Raw genomic sequence first — 13,964 nt, 5'->3', positions numbered from 1 at the left:
GATGATGATTGTTGCAGTAACTGGTGGTAAAGGAGGGACTGGAAAATCTACCTTGTCAGCAAACCTCTTTTTTTATTTTATTGAGAATTATAAAACTGCTTTAATAGATTGTGATGTTGAGACGCCAAATCTTCCCTACTTAACAGGTTGTGAGGATTTATTCTTAGCAAGAGAAGTTTTTATTGAAGTTCCAAATATAGAGGAGGGTAAAACTTACAACTATAATAATGTATGTAAAGAAGGAGCTTTATTAAAAGTTGGAGATAAATTAATATTTATTGAGGATTTATGCAGTGGCTGTAAAGCTTGTGGAATAAATAGCAATATAACATTTAAAAAGAAGAGCATTGGAAAGATTTACGAGAAAAAATTTGATAATGGATATCTAATTGTAGGAAAATCAAACTTGGGAGAGAGAAAGACAGCAAAAATCGTAACTGAAACAAAGAAATATGGTTTATCAAAAAACTGCGAAATTAACATTGTAGATACTGCCGCAGGAACTCACTGTAACGTTGTGAGAGCATTAATTAACGCAGATAAAGTCCTTATAGTTACAGAGCCAACACCTTTTGGTGTTTCAGATGCAAAGAGGATAATCAAGGTTGTGGAAAAGCTAAATATTCCATACAAGATTGTTTTGAATAGATATGGAATCAGTGATTTAAAAATTGGTTATAACTTCAAAATTCCTTATGATAAGAGAATAGTTGAATGCTACTGCAAAGGAGAGAGTTTTTTAAAATATAATGATTTGAGAAATTATATAGAAGAGATTGCAAATTGGATTATTTGGGGATAATAATGAAGATAGCAATTATCTCAGGGAAAGGAGGAGTAGGAAAATCTTCTATTTCAACATCCTTAGCTAAGCTGTTTTCAAAAGAGTTTAATATTGTAGCATTAGATTGTGATGTTGATGCACCAAACTTTAACTTAATGTTTGATGTTAAAGATAAAAAATTGTTGGAAGTTATCTATCGTGAGATATATGAGATAAATGATGACTGCATAAGATGTGGAAAATGCTTAGATGTCTGTCAATTTGACGCTATAGGGGATTTTAAGATAAATCCAATACTGTGTGAAGGTTGTGGAGCTTGTGAGCTAATCTGTGAATTTGATGCAATAGAGCCAATTAAACGTGAAAGTGGTTATATCTACGAAGGTTTTGTTGGCTTTCCGTTAATTTGGGGAGAGTTAGAGGTTGGTGAGAGTGGAAGTGGAAAGATTATTGAGCATATAAAAAACCATGCCAAAAAATATAAAGCAGAGTTGGGGATTATAGATGGCCCTCCAGGAGTTGGATGTCCATTAATCTCAACGGTTAAAGATGTTGATTTAGCTTTATGTATAGTTGAGCCAACAAAATCAAGTGTTAATGATTGTTTAAGATTAATAGAAACACTAAATTTCTTTAATGTTGAATATTTAATTGTTGAGAATAAAAAGGGCATGAATAACATTAACTACCCATTCAAAATATTCCATTCAATTCCTTTTGATTTTGATGTTCCAAAATTGATTGCAAATAAGATTTTGCTTTGTGATAGTAATAGCAAAGTATCAGAATCAATAAAAGAGCTTTATGAAAAATTAAAAGAATTTATTTAGCTATTTTTTCTTTTAACAACTAAAACTGGTTTGTTTGATTTTTTAATGACATTTTCAGTAACTGAACCAAGTAATATCTCTTTTAAGTTTGTTTTTCCATGAGAACCCATTATAATTATATCTACTCCCTCATCTTCAGCTATTTTAACAATTTCTTCATGAGGAATTCCTACAACAATAATATCCTTAACTTTAAATCCAACATCTTCAAGTTCTTTTTTGATATTTTCCATTTTATTTTTAGCTTCTTCAGTAAGTTTATTCTTTAGCTCATTTTCAAACTCCTCAACTGATTTATTCAAACCTGCAACACCTAAGAGTAGAGAGAATATATCTCTCTTTTTGATTTCTCTTTCATCTATAACATGCAGTAAAATAACTTCTTCCGCCTTAAGAGTTTTAAACGCCTTAACATGCTTTAATGCAATCTCAGCAGTTTCAGAGAAGTCAGTTGGATAAAGAATCTTTTTATACATAACACTCACCCTTTTATTAATGACCTTTAAACACTTCTCCAGTATAAACTTTGTTTGTTGTTTTTATTAAAGTTATCGCCCAGAAGAAGAATAACAACCAGTATAATCCAAAGCCTATGTAATCGATTATACTAAATTTGAATATTTTATAAACTAAATGTGATGATGCAACATAAGCTCCCAATGGGAAGATGAATGCCCACCATGACATTGCATAAGGAAGTTTTAGCTTTTTAACATAGTAGAGAGTCATTATTATAGCCATCAAACTCCACCATAATCCAAACCCCCAGAATATGAAGGAGAAGATATAAAACGGCTCTTTTATTGTTATGAATGGGGAGTTATTAACCATGTTTATTAAGGCAACAATTCCAGCCCCTATTGGCCCCAAGTTAATCCATACTGTTGGAGCCATTGCTGAGGGTAGAGGATGATGCAGTATAAACCTATAAATTACCACTGCTAATAAAGCTAAATATAAGAAAAATCCAGCCCCCCAACCGAAGTAGTTAATAAGAACTGTTAATTCATGCCAAACTCCAGTTAAATGAGGCATTATCAAACTCCCGGCAATTGGAATAACTATCAAACCAACAGGTGGAATATACCAACCCGGATTAACATGGTCTAACTTTATACTTTCAGACTTAAACATATAAAACGGAACTATCAAACTGAATAAAAACATGCCAATAGCACCAAGAGTCCAAAATACTCCACCCCAAAACATATTATGCCCTATATTTATAAAGTCAGCTCCTAAAACTAAACAACTAACTGCAATGGTTGGATAAAAGGCACTCAAAACTGGATGCTTTAAATCAGCTAAAGCATTATCTTTGAACATAATCCATCTTAAAACCCAGGGAACTAAGAATATAAAGAACAACAAAACATTGAAATAAAACAATCCAACTGCAACATCTTTTAAAATTGGCAAATAAGATGAATATAGTAAGCTATCAACTGCTAAGATTCCAGTTCCCATCACTGCAGCAAACCATGAAGGGACGAAGTTTTTAATTATGTCTAATTTTGATTCACACGCCTCTAACATGCTCTCCCTCTTTTAAAATATCCACTTATGGGTAAAATAAAATACACAACAAATATTTATAGTTTTCGATTAATTGATGTATTTTAATGTTTTTAAAAAAGATTTAAATATTTAAATGAAAATTATCCCTTCTAAAACAGCCTCTTTGTGTATGTTTAATGCTTTTTGCTTTCTACAATCTCCTCTAAAAATTTTTATCTTCCCAGCAACGCATGGATATCTTTGAATTAGCATGGCAGATTTTTTGGCAAATTCTTCAATATCATTAACCTCCATTCCCTTCATCAGCTTAGCCATAAATAAGGTTGAACCGCAGATAGATGTTCTTAAAACCTCCACATCTATAACTTTGTTGTCTTTAACATAAACCTTAACCTTTGGAGTTCCAAATTCTTCTAAAAATTCTTTTAATTTTGGATATTTATCTATCAAGCTTCCAACCTCATTTTCATCCAACAAACACATCTCTTCTGGACATATAGCATCAAACTTCTTTAGCTCCTTCTTCTCTCCCTCTCCACTCCACGTAGCAACGATTATGGCAATATCTTTATTCAATCTCCTTGCCTCATAGCAGAGATAATAGGTGTTGTCTGGATGTTGAGTATAAAGCAATAAAATATCAGCCTCTTTAATTTTTTCCAACAACTCATCTGGAAACTCTATATCATCAACTATCAAATCATCTGGTTTGTTGATTTTATAGATTCCAATGAATTTATTTTTCTTTCCAAAGGAGTTTATTGTTCCTTTAATCCTGTATCCATAAGCTCCATCAGTTACTACCAATATTTTTGCCATTGTTATCTCCTTTACTCTTAGAGTTTCTTTTAGATAACAGATAGTAAATTATTGCTCCAATTATCCCTAAAAACCAGACAACCAATATCCATAAGATTTTTTCAAGAGTATCTAAAGCATCCCTCTTTAAAATATCCACAATGGTAATAATAATTATTATAAAAACTGCTATTCCAATAACAAAAAACAATCCCATAAAGAAAAATCCAAAAATTGGAAATCCAACCATTCCAAAACCTATTGGACAAGGCCACATAAATATCCCTTAGTTATTCAAATGAGACAAATCCTATTCAAGGATGACATTCTTCTCAATCTCACAGCTTATAGAGTTGCTTATTAAACATTTTTTTGAGCCTTCTAAAACTAATTTCTTTAATTTCTCTTTGTCTATGTCTCCATCAACTTTTACATAGATGTTTATAATTACCTTCTTTATCTTTCCTTCTTCAAAGGATTTCTCAACCTTTCCATCTACTTTTATCTCAGCATCTATGTTGTTAGCTTTTAATGTATTACCAACAGCTATGCAAACACATCCACAAAGCCCAGCTAAAAACAAATCCATTGGGGATATTTTTTCCTTTATTGCCCCTTTTCCTCCTCTTGAATGGATTTTTAAACCTTTAACATTTAGTAGGGCTTCAAACATATCCAAATATTCAGCAGAAACTTCTTTATTCTCATCCTTGCTTACAATTATATCAACAATTCTTGCTATAAACTCCTTTCTTTCATTTTCAGGAATATATTGCAAAAACTTCTCTAAAGCTAAAGGCATCATCTTTGGCATCATTTTAGGAGCCATTTCTTTAGCAATGTCTGAATTCATCATCTCCATAATCATCTCTGGATTCATATCCCCACCTCATTATTTTCCGCTTATGAGTAAAAATATATTAGGTAATATTTATACCTTTCGATTAATTAATACATTTTAATATTTTTAAAAAAGATTTAAATATATCGATAAATTTTAAAATAAAATAAAGAAGTTTATTCATTTTTCATCATCAGAATTATATTTTTTATGCGTCAGATGTTTTTCAACAGCTAAACCTCTAAAAAAACACTCCCTTGCTTCCTCATACCTCCCCAAAATTCTCAGAGCTAAAGCTTTATTAAACCATGCATCTCTATAAAATGGGTTTAATTCTATTGCTTTGTTAAAATACTCTAAGGCTTTTTCTACATCTCCTTTATTTCCAACTTCTACACCTTTTTTATAATAATACTCTGCCTTTTTAATATTTTCATCCATATTAACACCCTAAAAATTAAAAATAAAAAATAAAAGATTTTAGCTGTTAGTTTTTTCAATAAACTTCTCGTGCAATTTTCTAACACAATTCAACAAATCCTTTTCATCAATAACAAATGATATATTCACTTCTGATGAACCTTGAGCTATCATCTTTATATTTGCCCCGCTTTCAGAAACAGCAGTGAATATCTTTCCAGCTATGCCTTTAGCTCCTCTCATTCCAGCCCCTACAACTGAAATAACACAAACATCTTTATCAACACTCACATCCCTAATTAAGTTATTGTTTAAAAAGCTCTTCTTTCCAAAATCCCCAAACTCTCTCTTTAATGCTTTTAATGCTTTATCAACATCCTCCTCACTTACAACGAGGGATATATTTGTTTCAGAGGAACCTTGGCTTATTAAAATTACATTAACTTCCTCTTCTCCTAAAGCTTTGAATATCCTTGCCGCTGTTCCACTAACTCCAACCATCCCAGCTCCAAATATGTTTATTAAAGCGACATTTTTTATTGTTGATATAGCTTTAACTATGCTATCACTCATCTCCATATCGTTGGTTATTAAAGTTCCTTCACTCTCTGGCTCAAATGTATTCTTTACCAATATTGGAATGCCCTTCTCCATAGCTGGCTCTATAGTTCTTGGATGCAAAACCTTAGCTCCAAAGTATGCTAATTCCATAGCCTCTATGTAACTAAGTTTTGGAATTCTTCTTGCAGTAGGAACTAATCTTGGGTCTGTTGTATAAACTCCAGAAACATCTGTCCAAATTTCAATAATATCTGCATCTAAGCCATAACCAATTAAAGCGGCTGAGTAATCACTTCCGCCTCTTCCTAAGGTTGTTATATAACCCTCTTCAGTGGTTCCTATAAATCCTGTAACCACTGGAATAATGCCCTCTTTTAATAATGGTAACAATCTCTCTTTAACCTCTAATCTTTTAACTCTTGCACTTCCAAAGTTGTTATCCGTTATTATTCCTGCTTCTCCTCCTTCTAAAGCAATAGACTTTTCTCCTAAATCTCTAATAGCTCCACTTAATATTGGTGAGGACAACCTCTCTCCAAATGATAATATATAGTCTCTTGACTTTGGTGTAAGCTCCCCTAAGTATGCTACACCAATTAAAACCTTCTCTAATTCTTCAATCCTGCTGTCAATTATTTTTTTTACTTCTTCTTTAATTTCTTCTGATTTTATAGCTTCTTCTATAGCTTTGTAGTGTTTCTCTCTAATAAATTTTATAAAATCTCCTACTTTTGCGATATCTCTAACATCTAAAGCTTGCTGAGATATCTCCACCAATGCGTTAGTTACTTCACTCATTGCTGAAACTACAACAACCACATCATCATCCTCTTTTTTTCTCTTTGTTACTATTTTCGCCACATGCCTAATTCTTTCTCCAGAACCTACAGAAGTTCCTCCAAACTTCATTACTGTTGTCATAACTTACACCAAAAATTATTTTATAATTGATAAGATTAACCACACAAAATTTTAGACCATGTATATTTAAAATTTTTCTTTATTGGGGAGTTAGGAGTTATTGGAGCATCTTTTTATTAACCTTTTATATTTTTAGTTCATAAGCTAAAAAGAGAATATAATGTTCTATTTTTAAATTTGATTAAAACTATTTAGGAAAAGCTTTCTCTTAAAGAAGTTTAATTATTTTTATTCTTTATACTAAAAATATTTGAAAAAATAGTGAAATATAATTTTTCTTAGTTTTCATCCTCTTAGAGGTCTGATTTTAATTATAAACAATTTTGGGAGGTAGAAGGAAAAAGAACTATGTTTCCATTCCGAATCAGTCTGATTTTAATAGACATGAACCAAAAAAATCTCAATTAGATTTAGTTGTTTCCATTCCGAAACGGTCTGATTTTAACTCAAAATTAAGATGATAGAAACATTATTAAAATAAAAAGTTTCCATTCCGAAACGGTCTGATTTTAACTCAAAATTAAGATGATAGAAACATTATTAAAATAAAAAGTTTCCATTCCGAAACGGTCTGATTTTAACCGGTGTTGATGCTATAGTTTATAGATTTGAAGAGGCAATAAGGTTTCCATTCCGAAACGGTCTGATTTTAACACTTTAATAACATCCACTCCAGAGATTCTCATTCTTGTTCCATATTTCCATTCCGAAACGGTCTGATTTTAACGATTAGTTTTGCTGAGTTTCCAACCTTTTCGGGGGGTTTCCATTCCGAAACGGTCTGATTTTAACTTGTAGAATGTTATTTGCCTCTTCTGCACTCATGTTTTGGTTTCCATTCCGAAACGGTCTGATTTTAACAAGTCATTTGTATTTAGTTTCTGTAGAGAATTGTTTCCATTCCGAAACGGTCTGATTTTAACGCTTGTTGCAATATAGTTAAGAAATCTTCATTTACACTGTTTCCATTCCGAAACGGTCTGATTTTAACTTTTATTTATTCTTTTATTTTTTGGAGGGATAAAAGTTTCCATTCCGAAACGGTCTGATTTTAACAATTTATATATAAATCCATATATAAAAATTTCGGTAGTTAAAATCAGAGTTTCCATTCCGAAACGGTCTGATTTTAACAGGGCAATCATTCACAACATAATATACTTCATCACTCTTAATATTTAAGCTTTTCTATACCATATTTTTCTAAGGGTAAATAACCATCTTACAATATAAACCTTTTAGTATTTAAAATTTTATCTCTTTACTAAAACTAAGCATTTTTATCTTTTTAAATTCAAAAATTTAACTTGTCTGTTAGAGAAATCTTATTTAGATAATTATTTAATTTTTATTTTCAAAAATCTGAATAATTCAATAAACTTAAATATTCTAAATAATCAAACCAGCAAACCCTTAGAAATTAAATAAAAATCCTTTGAACTAATTAATAACTTCTAAATGCTCTTATTTTCAAATTCTAAACTTATCCAACAAGACAATCAATAAACCAAACAACAAAATCAGAAATTCCAAACCTATATCTATAATAAAATTATGGTAACAAAAAATATATACTTTACTCTATATTTTTATAACCAACCAATTTTATGGTGATTGTATGAAAGTCGCTGTTTTGTATTCTGGAGGAAAAGATTCAAACTATGCACTATACTGGGCATTAAAAGAAGGTTTTGATGTAAAATACCTTGTAAATGTTGAAAGTGAGAATAAAGAAAGTTACATGTTCCATATTCCAAATGTGCATTTAACTGAGTTAAGTGCTGAAGCTGTAGGAATTCCTCTAATAAAACTATACACAAAAGGAGAAAAAGAAAAAGAAGTTGAAGATTTAAAAAAAGGGCTTGAAAAATTAGATGTTGAGGGGATTGTTACAGGAGCTGTGGCAAGTATTTATCAAAAGTCAAGGATTGACAGAGTTTGTGAGGAACTTGGATTAAAATCCTTTGCTCCATTATGGCACAAAGACCCAGAGTGGATTTTAAGAACTGTTAGCGAGCTTTTTAATGTGAGAATTGTTGGTGTCTATGCTTATGGCTTAGGAAAAGAATGGTTAGGAAAGAGAATAACCAAGGAAAATATTGATAAATTATTAAATATCTGTGAAAAATATGGAATACATAAGGCGTTTGAGGGAGGAGAAGCTGAGACATTCGTTTTTGATGCTCCAATGTTTAAAAAGAGGATAGAGGTTGTTGAGGCAGAGATAGAATGGCATGAAACTTGGGGAATTTACCATATAAAAAAGGCAAAATTGGTTGATAAAGAATAAAGGGAGATTATGATTAGAATAGGGACAAGAGGTAGTAAATTGGCATTATATCAAGCTAACAAAGTGGCTGAACTATTAAAAAATCTTGGTTATAAGGTAGAAATAAAGATAATTAAAACTACTGGAGATAGGGTTTTAGATAAAAAGCTATCGGATATAGGTATTGGCGTTTTTACAAAGGAGTTAGATTTAGCCATGTTAAATAACGAAATTGATATAGCAGTTCATAGCTTAAAAGACATTCCAACTATTTGGAATGAAAATTTAATGGTTGGGGCTGTTTTGGAGAGAGATAGCTATCACGACTTGCTAATATGGAATAAGGATATAGATTTTAATGAAGATAGTAAAATAGTTATAGGAACTTCAAGTATGAGGAGGAGGGCTTTTTTAAAGTTTATTTATCCAAATGCAAAATTTGAGTTATTGAGGGGAAATGTAGATACAAGATTAAGAAAGCTAAAAGAAGGGCTTTATGATGCTATTGTTTTATCTGAAGCTGGAATAATAAGATTGGGAGTTAGTTTAGAGGATTTTAACTATAAAAGATTGGATATCCTTCCAGCTCCTGCTCAAGGAATTATAGCCGTTGCTTGCAAAAGAGATGATGAGGAAATGAAAAGCATCTTAAAAGAGATTAACCATGAAAGAACTTACTTAGAGAGTTTATGTGAAAGAACTGCATTAAATGAATTTGGAGGAGGTTGTAGTGTTCCATTTGGAGCTTTAGCAGTTTATGATGAAAAAAATGAGTTATTAAAATTAAAAGCTGCAGTTGTTACCAACGATGAGTTAAAAAATGCCTCTGGAGAGGTTAAATGTAAAATTGATGAGATTGATAAGGCAGTTGAATTAGGGAAAAAAATTGGACTAAAATTAAAAAATTAAACTTTATCTTTAAATTTCTCCATAAAAATTTTTAATCTCTCTAATATTTCATCTGATAATGCATGTTCTAATTTGCAAGCTTCTTCAGATGCTGTTTTTTCATCCAATCCTAAAAACTCCACTAAAAATATTTTAATTGTTTTATGTTTGTCCAATATTTTTTTAGCCTCTTCAATGCCTTTTTCAGTTAAAGTTATCCCAATATATGGCTCATAATTAACATAACCCAATCTATGCAGTTTTTTTGCCATATTTGTAACTGCTGATGGCTTTATATTTAACAATTTAGCCAGTTCAGTTGTTTTTATTGGTCTGTTATTTTCTTTTATGAATAAATAAATCCTCTCTAAATAATCCTCAATACTTTGAGACATGATGCCACCGAAAGGTTTTTATACCCTGCATGTTATTATTTAACTACGGTTAAAAATTTTAACTATAATTAAATCATTTAACCATATATAAATGTTGTGGTATTATGTATCCATTAGCATTTGCAAAAGAGGGAGAGGAAGTTATAGTAAAGAAAATTGACGCTGGTTGTGGAGCTATGCAGAGATTGGTAAGCATGGGGATTAATATAGGAAGTAAATTAAAAGTTATAAGAAATCAGAATGGACCTGTAATAATATCAACTAAAGGAAGCAATATAGCAATAGGGAGAGGTTTAGCGATGAAAATAATGGTAGAGGATGCTGAGTATGGGGGAGAGAATGAAAAGCTATGAAATAGCTTTAATCGGTAACCCAAACGTTGGTAAATCTACCATATTTAACGCTTTAACTGGGGAAAATGTATATATTGGAAATTGGCCTGGAGTAACTGTAGAGAAAAAAGAAGGAGAGTTTGAATATAATGGAGAAAAATTTAAAGTTGTTGATTTACCTGGAGTTTATAGTTTAACAGCCAATTCTATTGATGAGATTATTGCAAGAGACTACATAATAAACGAAAAACCAGATTTAGTCGTTAATATTGTTGATGCTACTGCCTTAGAAAGAAATCTATATTTAACTTTACAGTTAATGGAAATGGGGGCTAATTTATTGTTGGCTTTAAATAAAATGGATTTAGCTAAAAGTTTAGGAATAGAGATTGATGTAGATAAATTAGAGAAGATTTTAGGAGTTAAAGTTGTTCCTTTATCTGCAGCTAAAAAGATGGGTATTGAAGATTTAAAAAAAGCTATATCTATAGCTGTAAAAGATAAAAAAACAGCTGAAATCAAGTATCCAAACTTTGAGCCTTACATTAAAAAAATAACCTCTATTTTACAGAAGGATGAAGATTTAAAGAAGTATAATCTGAGATATTTGGCTATAAAGCTCCTTGAAAATGATAAGTATGTTGAAGAGATTGTAAAAAATAGCAAAGTTTGGAATGAATTAAAACCAGTATTGGATAGTATTATAAATGAATTATCTAAAAAATATGGAGAGGCAGAATTGGGGATAGTTGAGGAGAGGTATAAGGTTATTGATAAAATAGTTAAAGAAGTAATGAAAAAAACTTCTGGAAAGCTAACAACTACTGAAATGCTTGATGATGTTTTAACAGATGAAAAAATAGGAACTTTATTGATTATCCCATTTTTATGGATGTTGTTTAAATTTACATTCGATGTTTCAAAGCCATTTTCAGCCATGATAGAATATTTCTTTGGATTTTTATCAGAAGTTGTAAAATCCTCCATATCCAATAAATTTATTGCCTCATTATTAGCTGATGGGATTATTTCAGGTGTTGGAGCTGTTTTAGTGTTCTTTCCAATCTTGGCATTTTTATTCTTTGCCATATCCTTCTTAGAGGATAGTGGATACATGGCGAGGATTCCATTTATCACAGATAGAATAATGAACAAATTCGGCTTGCCTGGAAAGGCAGTTATCTCAATGGTTATGGGCTTTGGATGTAATGTTCCGGCGATAATGGCAACAAGAACCATAGAGGATGAGAAGGATAGGATTTTAACTATATTAATAAATCCTCTATTGTCTTGTTCTGCACGACTGCCCATATATGCACTATTCGCTGGAGCTTTATTCTCAAAATATCAGGGAGTTGTAATTTTAAGCATGTATGCCCTTGGAGTTGTTTTAGCTTTAATTACAGCATTTTTATTTAGAAAGTTGATTTTTAAAACTTCCCCCTCATACTTGATTGTTGAACTTCCTCCCTATCATATCCCACATTTAAATGTAGTTCTAAAAAATACTTGGGAGAGAGTTTATGACTTTTTAAGAAAGGCGGGAACAATTATTGTATTTGGAGTTATCTTAGTTTGGGTTTTATCAGTTTATGGACCTTCAGGATATTTAGGAGAGGAAGTATTTGAAAATCCTCAATTAATAGCTAATTCATGGGTTGCAGTTATTGGAAAAACTTTAGCTCCTTTATTTTCTCCAATGGGATGGGATTGGAGGGCTTGCTCTGCTTTGGTGTTTGGGATAATAGCTAAGGAGGTAGTTGTTGGAAGTTTGGCAATGTTATATGGGACTGGAGAGGAAAATCTCTCATCTGTTATTGCTCATGCATTCTCTCCAGTATCTGCCTATGCATTTATGGCATTTTCTTTAATTTACCTCCCATGTATTGCAACATTAGCAGTTATAAAGCAAGAAATTGGGTGGAAATGGGCGTTATTTGCAGTAACTTATGAGATGATATTAGCTTATGTTGTAGCTTTGGTAATCTCCGTTATTGGAAATCTATTATTTTAATAAGGTGATTAATTATGGACATAAAGAATATGAGAAATGTAATTGTTAGCTTGTCTTTGGTATTTGGATTACTATTCACAGTTTCTGGGATTATTGAAATAATAATTGGGCTTTACTCAATATTGGGCTTTAAAATTGAATTGCCATTATTTGTAGGAGATGTATTTGGTGGTTTAGCTTTATTAGCTGTTGGAATAGCATATTTTTTAGGTGTAAAAAAAGCTGTGGATAGGGATATAAAAGCAGTTTCTTATTTATTTACTGCTTCTATTATTGGTTTGGGAATTGGGGTTATTGCATTTTTGATTTTAATATCTGATGCTATTGGATTTTTATTGGGGTTTGAGGATTGGGCAGATTGGGGATTTTTTAACGATTTAACTGTATATTTAGTTTTAGGAATGCTTGCGATAATTCCATACAGAATAGCTAAAATTATCTCATCATCTACAACATAGAGAAGAAAAATAATTATTTTTTAGTTGCTATTTTTAGTTTTTAAAATAGTTTTTGTTAGCCTCCAAGAGGTCTTATTTTAATTTATGATAGTTACAATTTGAAAGTAGAAGTATTTGAAAAGTTTCCATCCTCCAAGAGGTCTGATTTTAACATTGGGTTAGCAATCTAAGATTTTTTACGGCATCAAGTTTTCCATCCTCCAAGAGGTCTGATTTTAACTTGAAGCAGAGGATGCCAAGGAAGCTATCGAAATAACTTTCCATCCTCCAAGAGGTCTGATTTTAACCTGCCTCCCCCAACACACGCACACACACCTTTCCATCCTCCAAGAGGTCTGATTTTAACTCTGCCCTCCCTCATCGTTAGATTACCTCCTTTAACTTTCCATCCTCCAAGAGGTCTGATTTTAACCCCGTCCATATTCCACAATCCCAATACCAGCCCCCACTATCCTTTCCATCCTCCAAGAGGTCTGATTTTAACTAAAAAGTATGTAAGAAATCATCAAAATATTTTCAACTTTCCATCCTCCAAGAGGTCTGATTTTAACAGGGCAATCATTCACAACATAATATACTTCATCACTCTTAATATTTAAGCTTTTCTATACCATATTTTTCTAAGGATAAATAACCATCTTACAATATAAACCTTTTAGTATTTAAAATTTTCTCCCTTTAATAAAACTGAGCATTTTTATCTTTTTAAATCCAAAAATTTAACTTATTTGTTAGAGAAATTTTATTTACTTACCTAATTAATCTTAATTTTTAAAAATCTAAATAATTTAATTAAGTTAAATATTTTAAACAATCAAATCAGCTAACCCTTAGAAATTAAATAAATATTATTTAAATAAAGAAATAATTCCTAAATGCTCTTATTTTCAAATTCTAAACTTATCCAACAAGACAATCCATAAACCAAACAACAA

The 13,964-nt window shown here is 31.2% G+C and carries 15 protein-coding genes and 2 CRISPR repeat arrays; of the genes, 7 read left to right on the top strand and 8 right to left on the bottom strand.

What is annotated here, in order from left to right:
* Window positions 1-4: 4 nt before the first annotated feature.
* On the top strand, window positions 5-802 hold the full coding sequence (locus MJ_RS03050; protein WP_064496547.1) for a nucleotide-binding protein: 798 nt from the start codon (window positions 5-7) through the stop codon (window positions 800-802).
* Between the two features lie 2 nt (window positions 803-804).
* Window positions 805-1,614: a nucleotide-binding protein gene (locus MJ_RS03045; RefSeq protein ID WP_064496546.1), complete on the top strand. Its 810-nt coding sequence runs from the start codon at window positions 805-807 to the stop codon at window positions 1,612-1,614.
* On the opposite strand, the gene MJ_RS03040 is transcribed toward MJ_RS03045, so the two are convergent.
* The 7 genes from MJ_RS03040 to MJ_RS03010 form a co-directional block, all read right to left on the bottom strand.
* Window positions 1,611-2,090, bottom strand: coding sequence for a universal stress protein (locus tag MJ_RS03040; RefSeq protein WP_064496545.1), 480 nt, complete (start codon window positions 2,088-2,090; stop codon window positions 1,611-1,613). The two genes, MJ_RS03045 and MJ_RS03040, sit on opposite strands and share 4 nt — an antisense overlap.
* Window positions 2,091-2,106: 16 nt before the next feature.
* On the bottom strand, window positions 2,107-3,150 hold the full coding sequence (gene tdt, locus MJ_RS03035) for a TDT family transporter (protein WP_010870080.1): 1,044 nt from the start codon (window positions 3,148-3,150) through the stop codon (window positions 2,107-2,109).
* Window positions 3,151-3,261: 111 nt separating this feature from the next.
* Window positions 3,262-3,951, bottom strand: a complete 690-nt coding sequence (locus tag MJ_RS03030; RefSeq protein ID WP_010870079.1) for a DUF166 domain-containing protein — start codon at window positions 3,949-3,951, stop codon at window positions 3,262-3,264.
* The gene (locus MJ_RS03025) at window positions 3,926-4,207 is read right to left on the bottom strand and encodes a PLDc N-terminal domain-containing protein (protein WP_010870078.1); all 282 of its coding nucleotides are present in this window, start codon (window positions 4,205-4,207) and stop codon (window positions 3,926-3,928) included. The genes MJ_RS03030 and MJ_RS03025 overlap by 26 nt, the downstream gene beginning before the upstream one ends.
* 33 nt (window positions 4,208-4,240) lie before the next feature.
* A complete protein-coding gene (locus MJ_RS03020; protein WP_010870077.1) occupies window positions 4,241-4,810 on the bottom strand; it encodes an OsmC family protein in 570 nt (189 codons plus the stop codon).
* A 141-nt stretch (window positions 4,811-4,951) separates the two neighbouring features.
* Window positions 4,952-5,212 carry a tetratricopeptide repeat protein gene (locus tag MJ_RS03015; protein ID WP_010870076.1) on the bottom strand — a complete coding sequence of 87 codons (261 nt, stop codon included), beginning with the start codon at window positions 5,210-5,212 and terminating at the stop codon, window positions 4,952-4,954.
* A 39-nt stretch (window positions 5,213-5,251) separates the two neighbouring features.
* Window positions 5,252-6,673, bottom strand: coding sequence for an aspartate kinase (locus MJ_RS03010; protein ID WP_010870075.1), 1,422 nt, complete (start codon window positions 6,671-6,673; stop codon window positions 5,252-5,254).
* 350 nt (window positions 6,674-7,023) lie between these two features.
* Window positions 7,024-7,807: a CRISPR direct-repeat array (repeat unit 30 nt; unit sequence GTTTCCATTCCGAAACGGTCTGATTTTAAC).
* 484 nt (window positions 7,808-8,291) lie between these two features.
* Here MJ_RS03010 and MJ_RS03005 point away from each other — a divergent pair.
* Window positions 8,292-8,963 (top strand): diphthine--ammonia ligase, encoded by a 672-nt coding sequence (locus MJ_RS03005; RefSeq protein WP_010870074.1) that lies wholly within the window; start codon window positions 8,292-8,294, stop codon window positions 8,961-8,963.
* A 9-nt stretch (window positions 8,964-8,972) separates the two neighbouring features.
* The gene (gene hemC / locus MJ_RS03000; RefSeq protein WP_010870073.1) at window positions 8,973-9,851 is read left to right on the top strand and encodes a hydroxymethylbilane synthase; all 879 of its coding nucleotides are present in this window, start codon (window positions 8,973-8,975) and stop codon (window positions 9,849-9,851) included.
* Here the strand turns inward: hemC and MJ_RS02995 are convergent.
* The gene (locus tag MJ_RS02995; protein WP_010870072.1) at window positions 9,848-10,225 is read right to left on the bottom strand and encodes a metal-dependent transcriptional regulator; all 378 of its coding nucleotides are present in this window, start codon (window positions 10,223-10,225) and stop codon (window positions 9,848-9,850) included. The two genes, hemC and MJ_RS02995, sit on opposite strands and share 4 nt — an antisense overlap.
* A 104-nt stretch (window positions 10,226-10,329) precedes the next feature.
* On the opposite strand from MJ_RS02995, the gene MJ_RS02990 reads away from it, so the two are divergent.
* The 3 genes from MJ_RS02990 to MJ_RS02980 are packed head-to-tail and all read left to right on the top strand — an operon-like array spanning window position 10,330 to window position 13,029.
* On the top strand, window positions 10,330-10,578 hold the full coding sequence (locus MJ_RS02990; RefSeq protein WP_010870071.1) for a FeoA family protein: 249 nt from the start codon (window positions 10,330-10,332) through the stop codon (window positions 10,576-10,578).
* A complete protein-coding gene (gene feoB / locus MJ_RS02985) occupies window positions 10,565-12,571 on the top strand; it encodes a ferrous iron transport protein B (protein ID WP_010870070.1) in 2,007 nt (668 codons plus the stop codon). Before MJ_RS02990 ends, feoB begins: the two co-directional genes overlap by 14 nt.
* Before the next feature lie 14 nt (window positions 12,572-12,585).
* The gene (locus tag MJ_RS02980) at window positions 12,586-13,029 is read left to right on the top strand and encodes a hypothetical protein (RefSeq protein ID WP_010870069.1); all 444 of its coding nucleotides are present in this window, start codon (window positions 12,586-12,588) and stop codon (window positions 13,027-13,029) included.
* Between the two features lie 52 nt (window positions 13,030-13,081).
* Window positions 13,082-13,580: direct repeats of the CRISPR family, unit length 30 nt; unit sequence TTTCCATCCTCCAAGAGGTCTGATTTTAAC.
* Between the last annotated feature and the right edge of the window lie 384 nt (window positions 13,581-13,964).

Origin of the sequence: Methanocaldococcus jannaschii DSM 2661 (assembly GCF_000091665.1) — an archaeon.
GTDB classification, from domain to species: domain Archaea; phylum AGJL01; class Methanococci; order Methanococcales; family Methanocaldococcaceae; genus Methanocaldococcus; species Methanocaldococcus jannaschii.
Note: the sequence above shows the minus strand (reverse complement) of the source record. Positions and strands in the feature narration are given on the sequence as shown.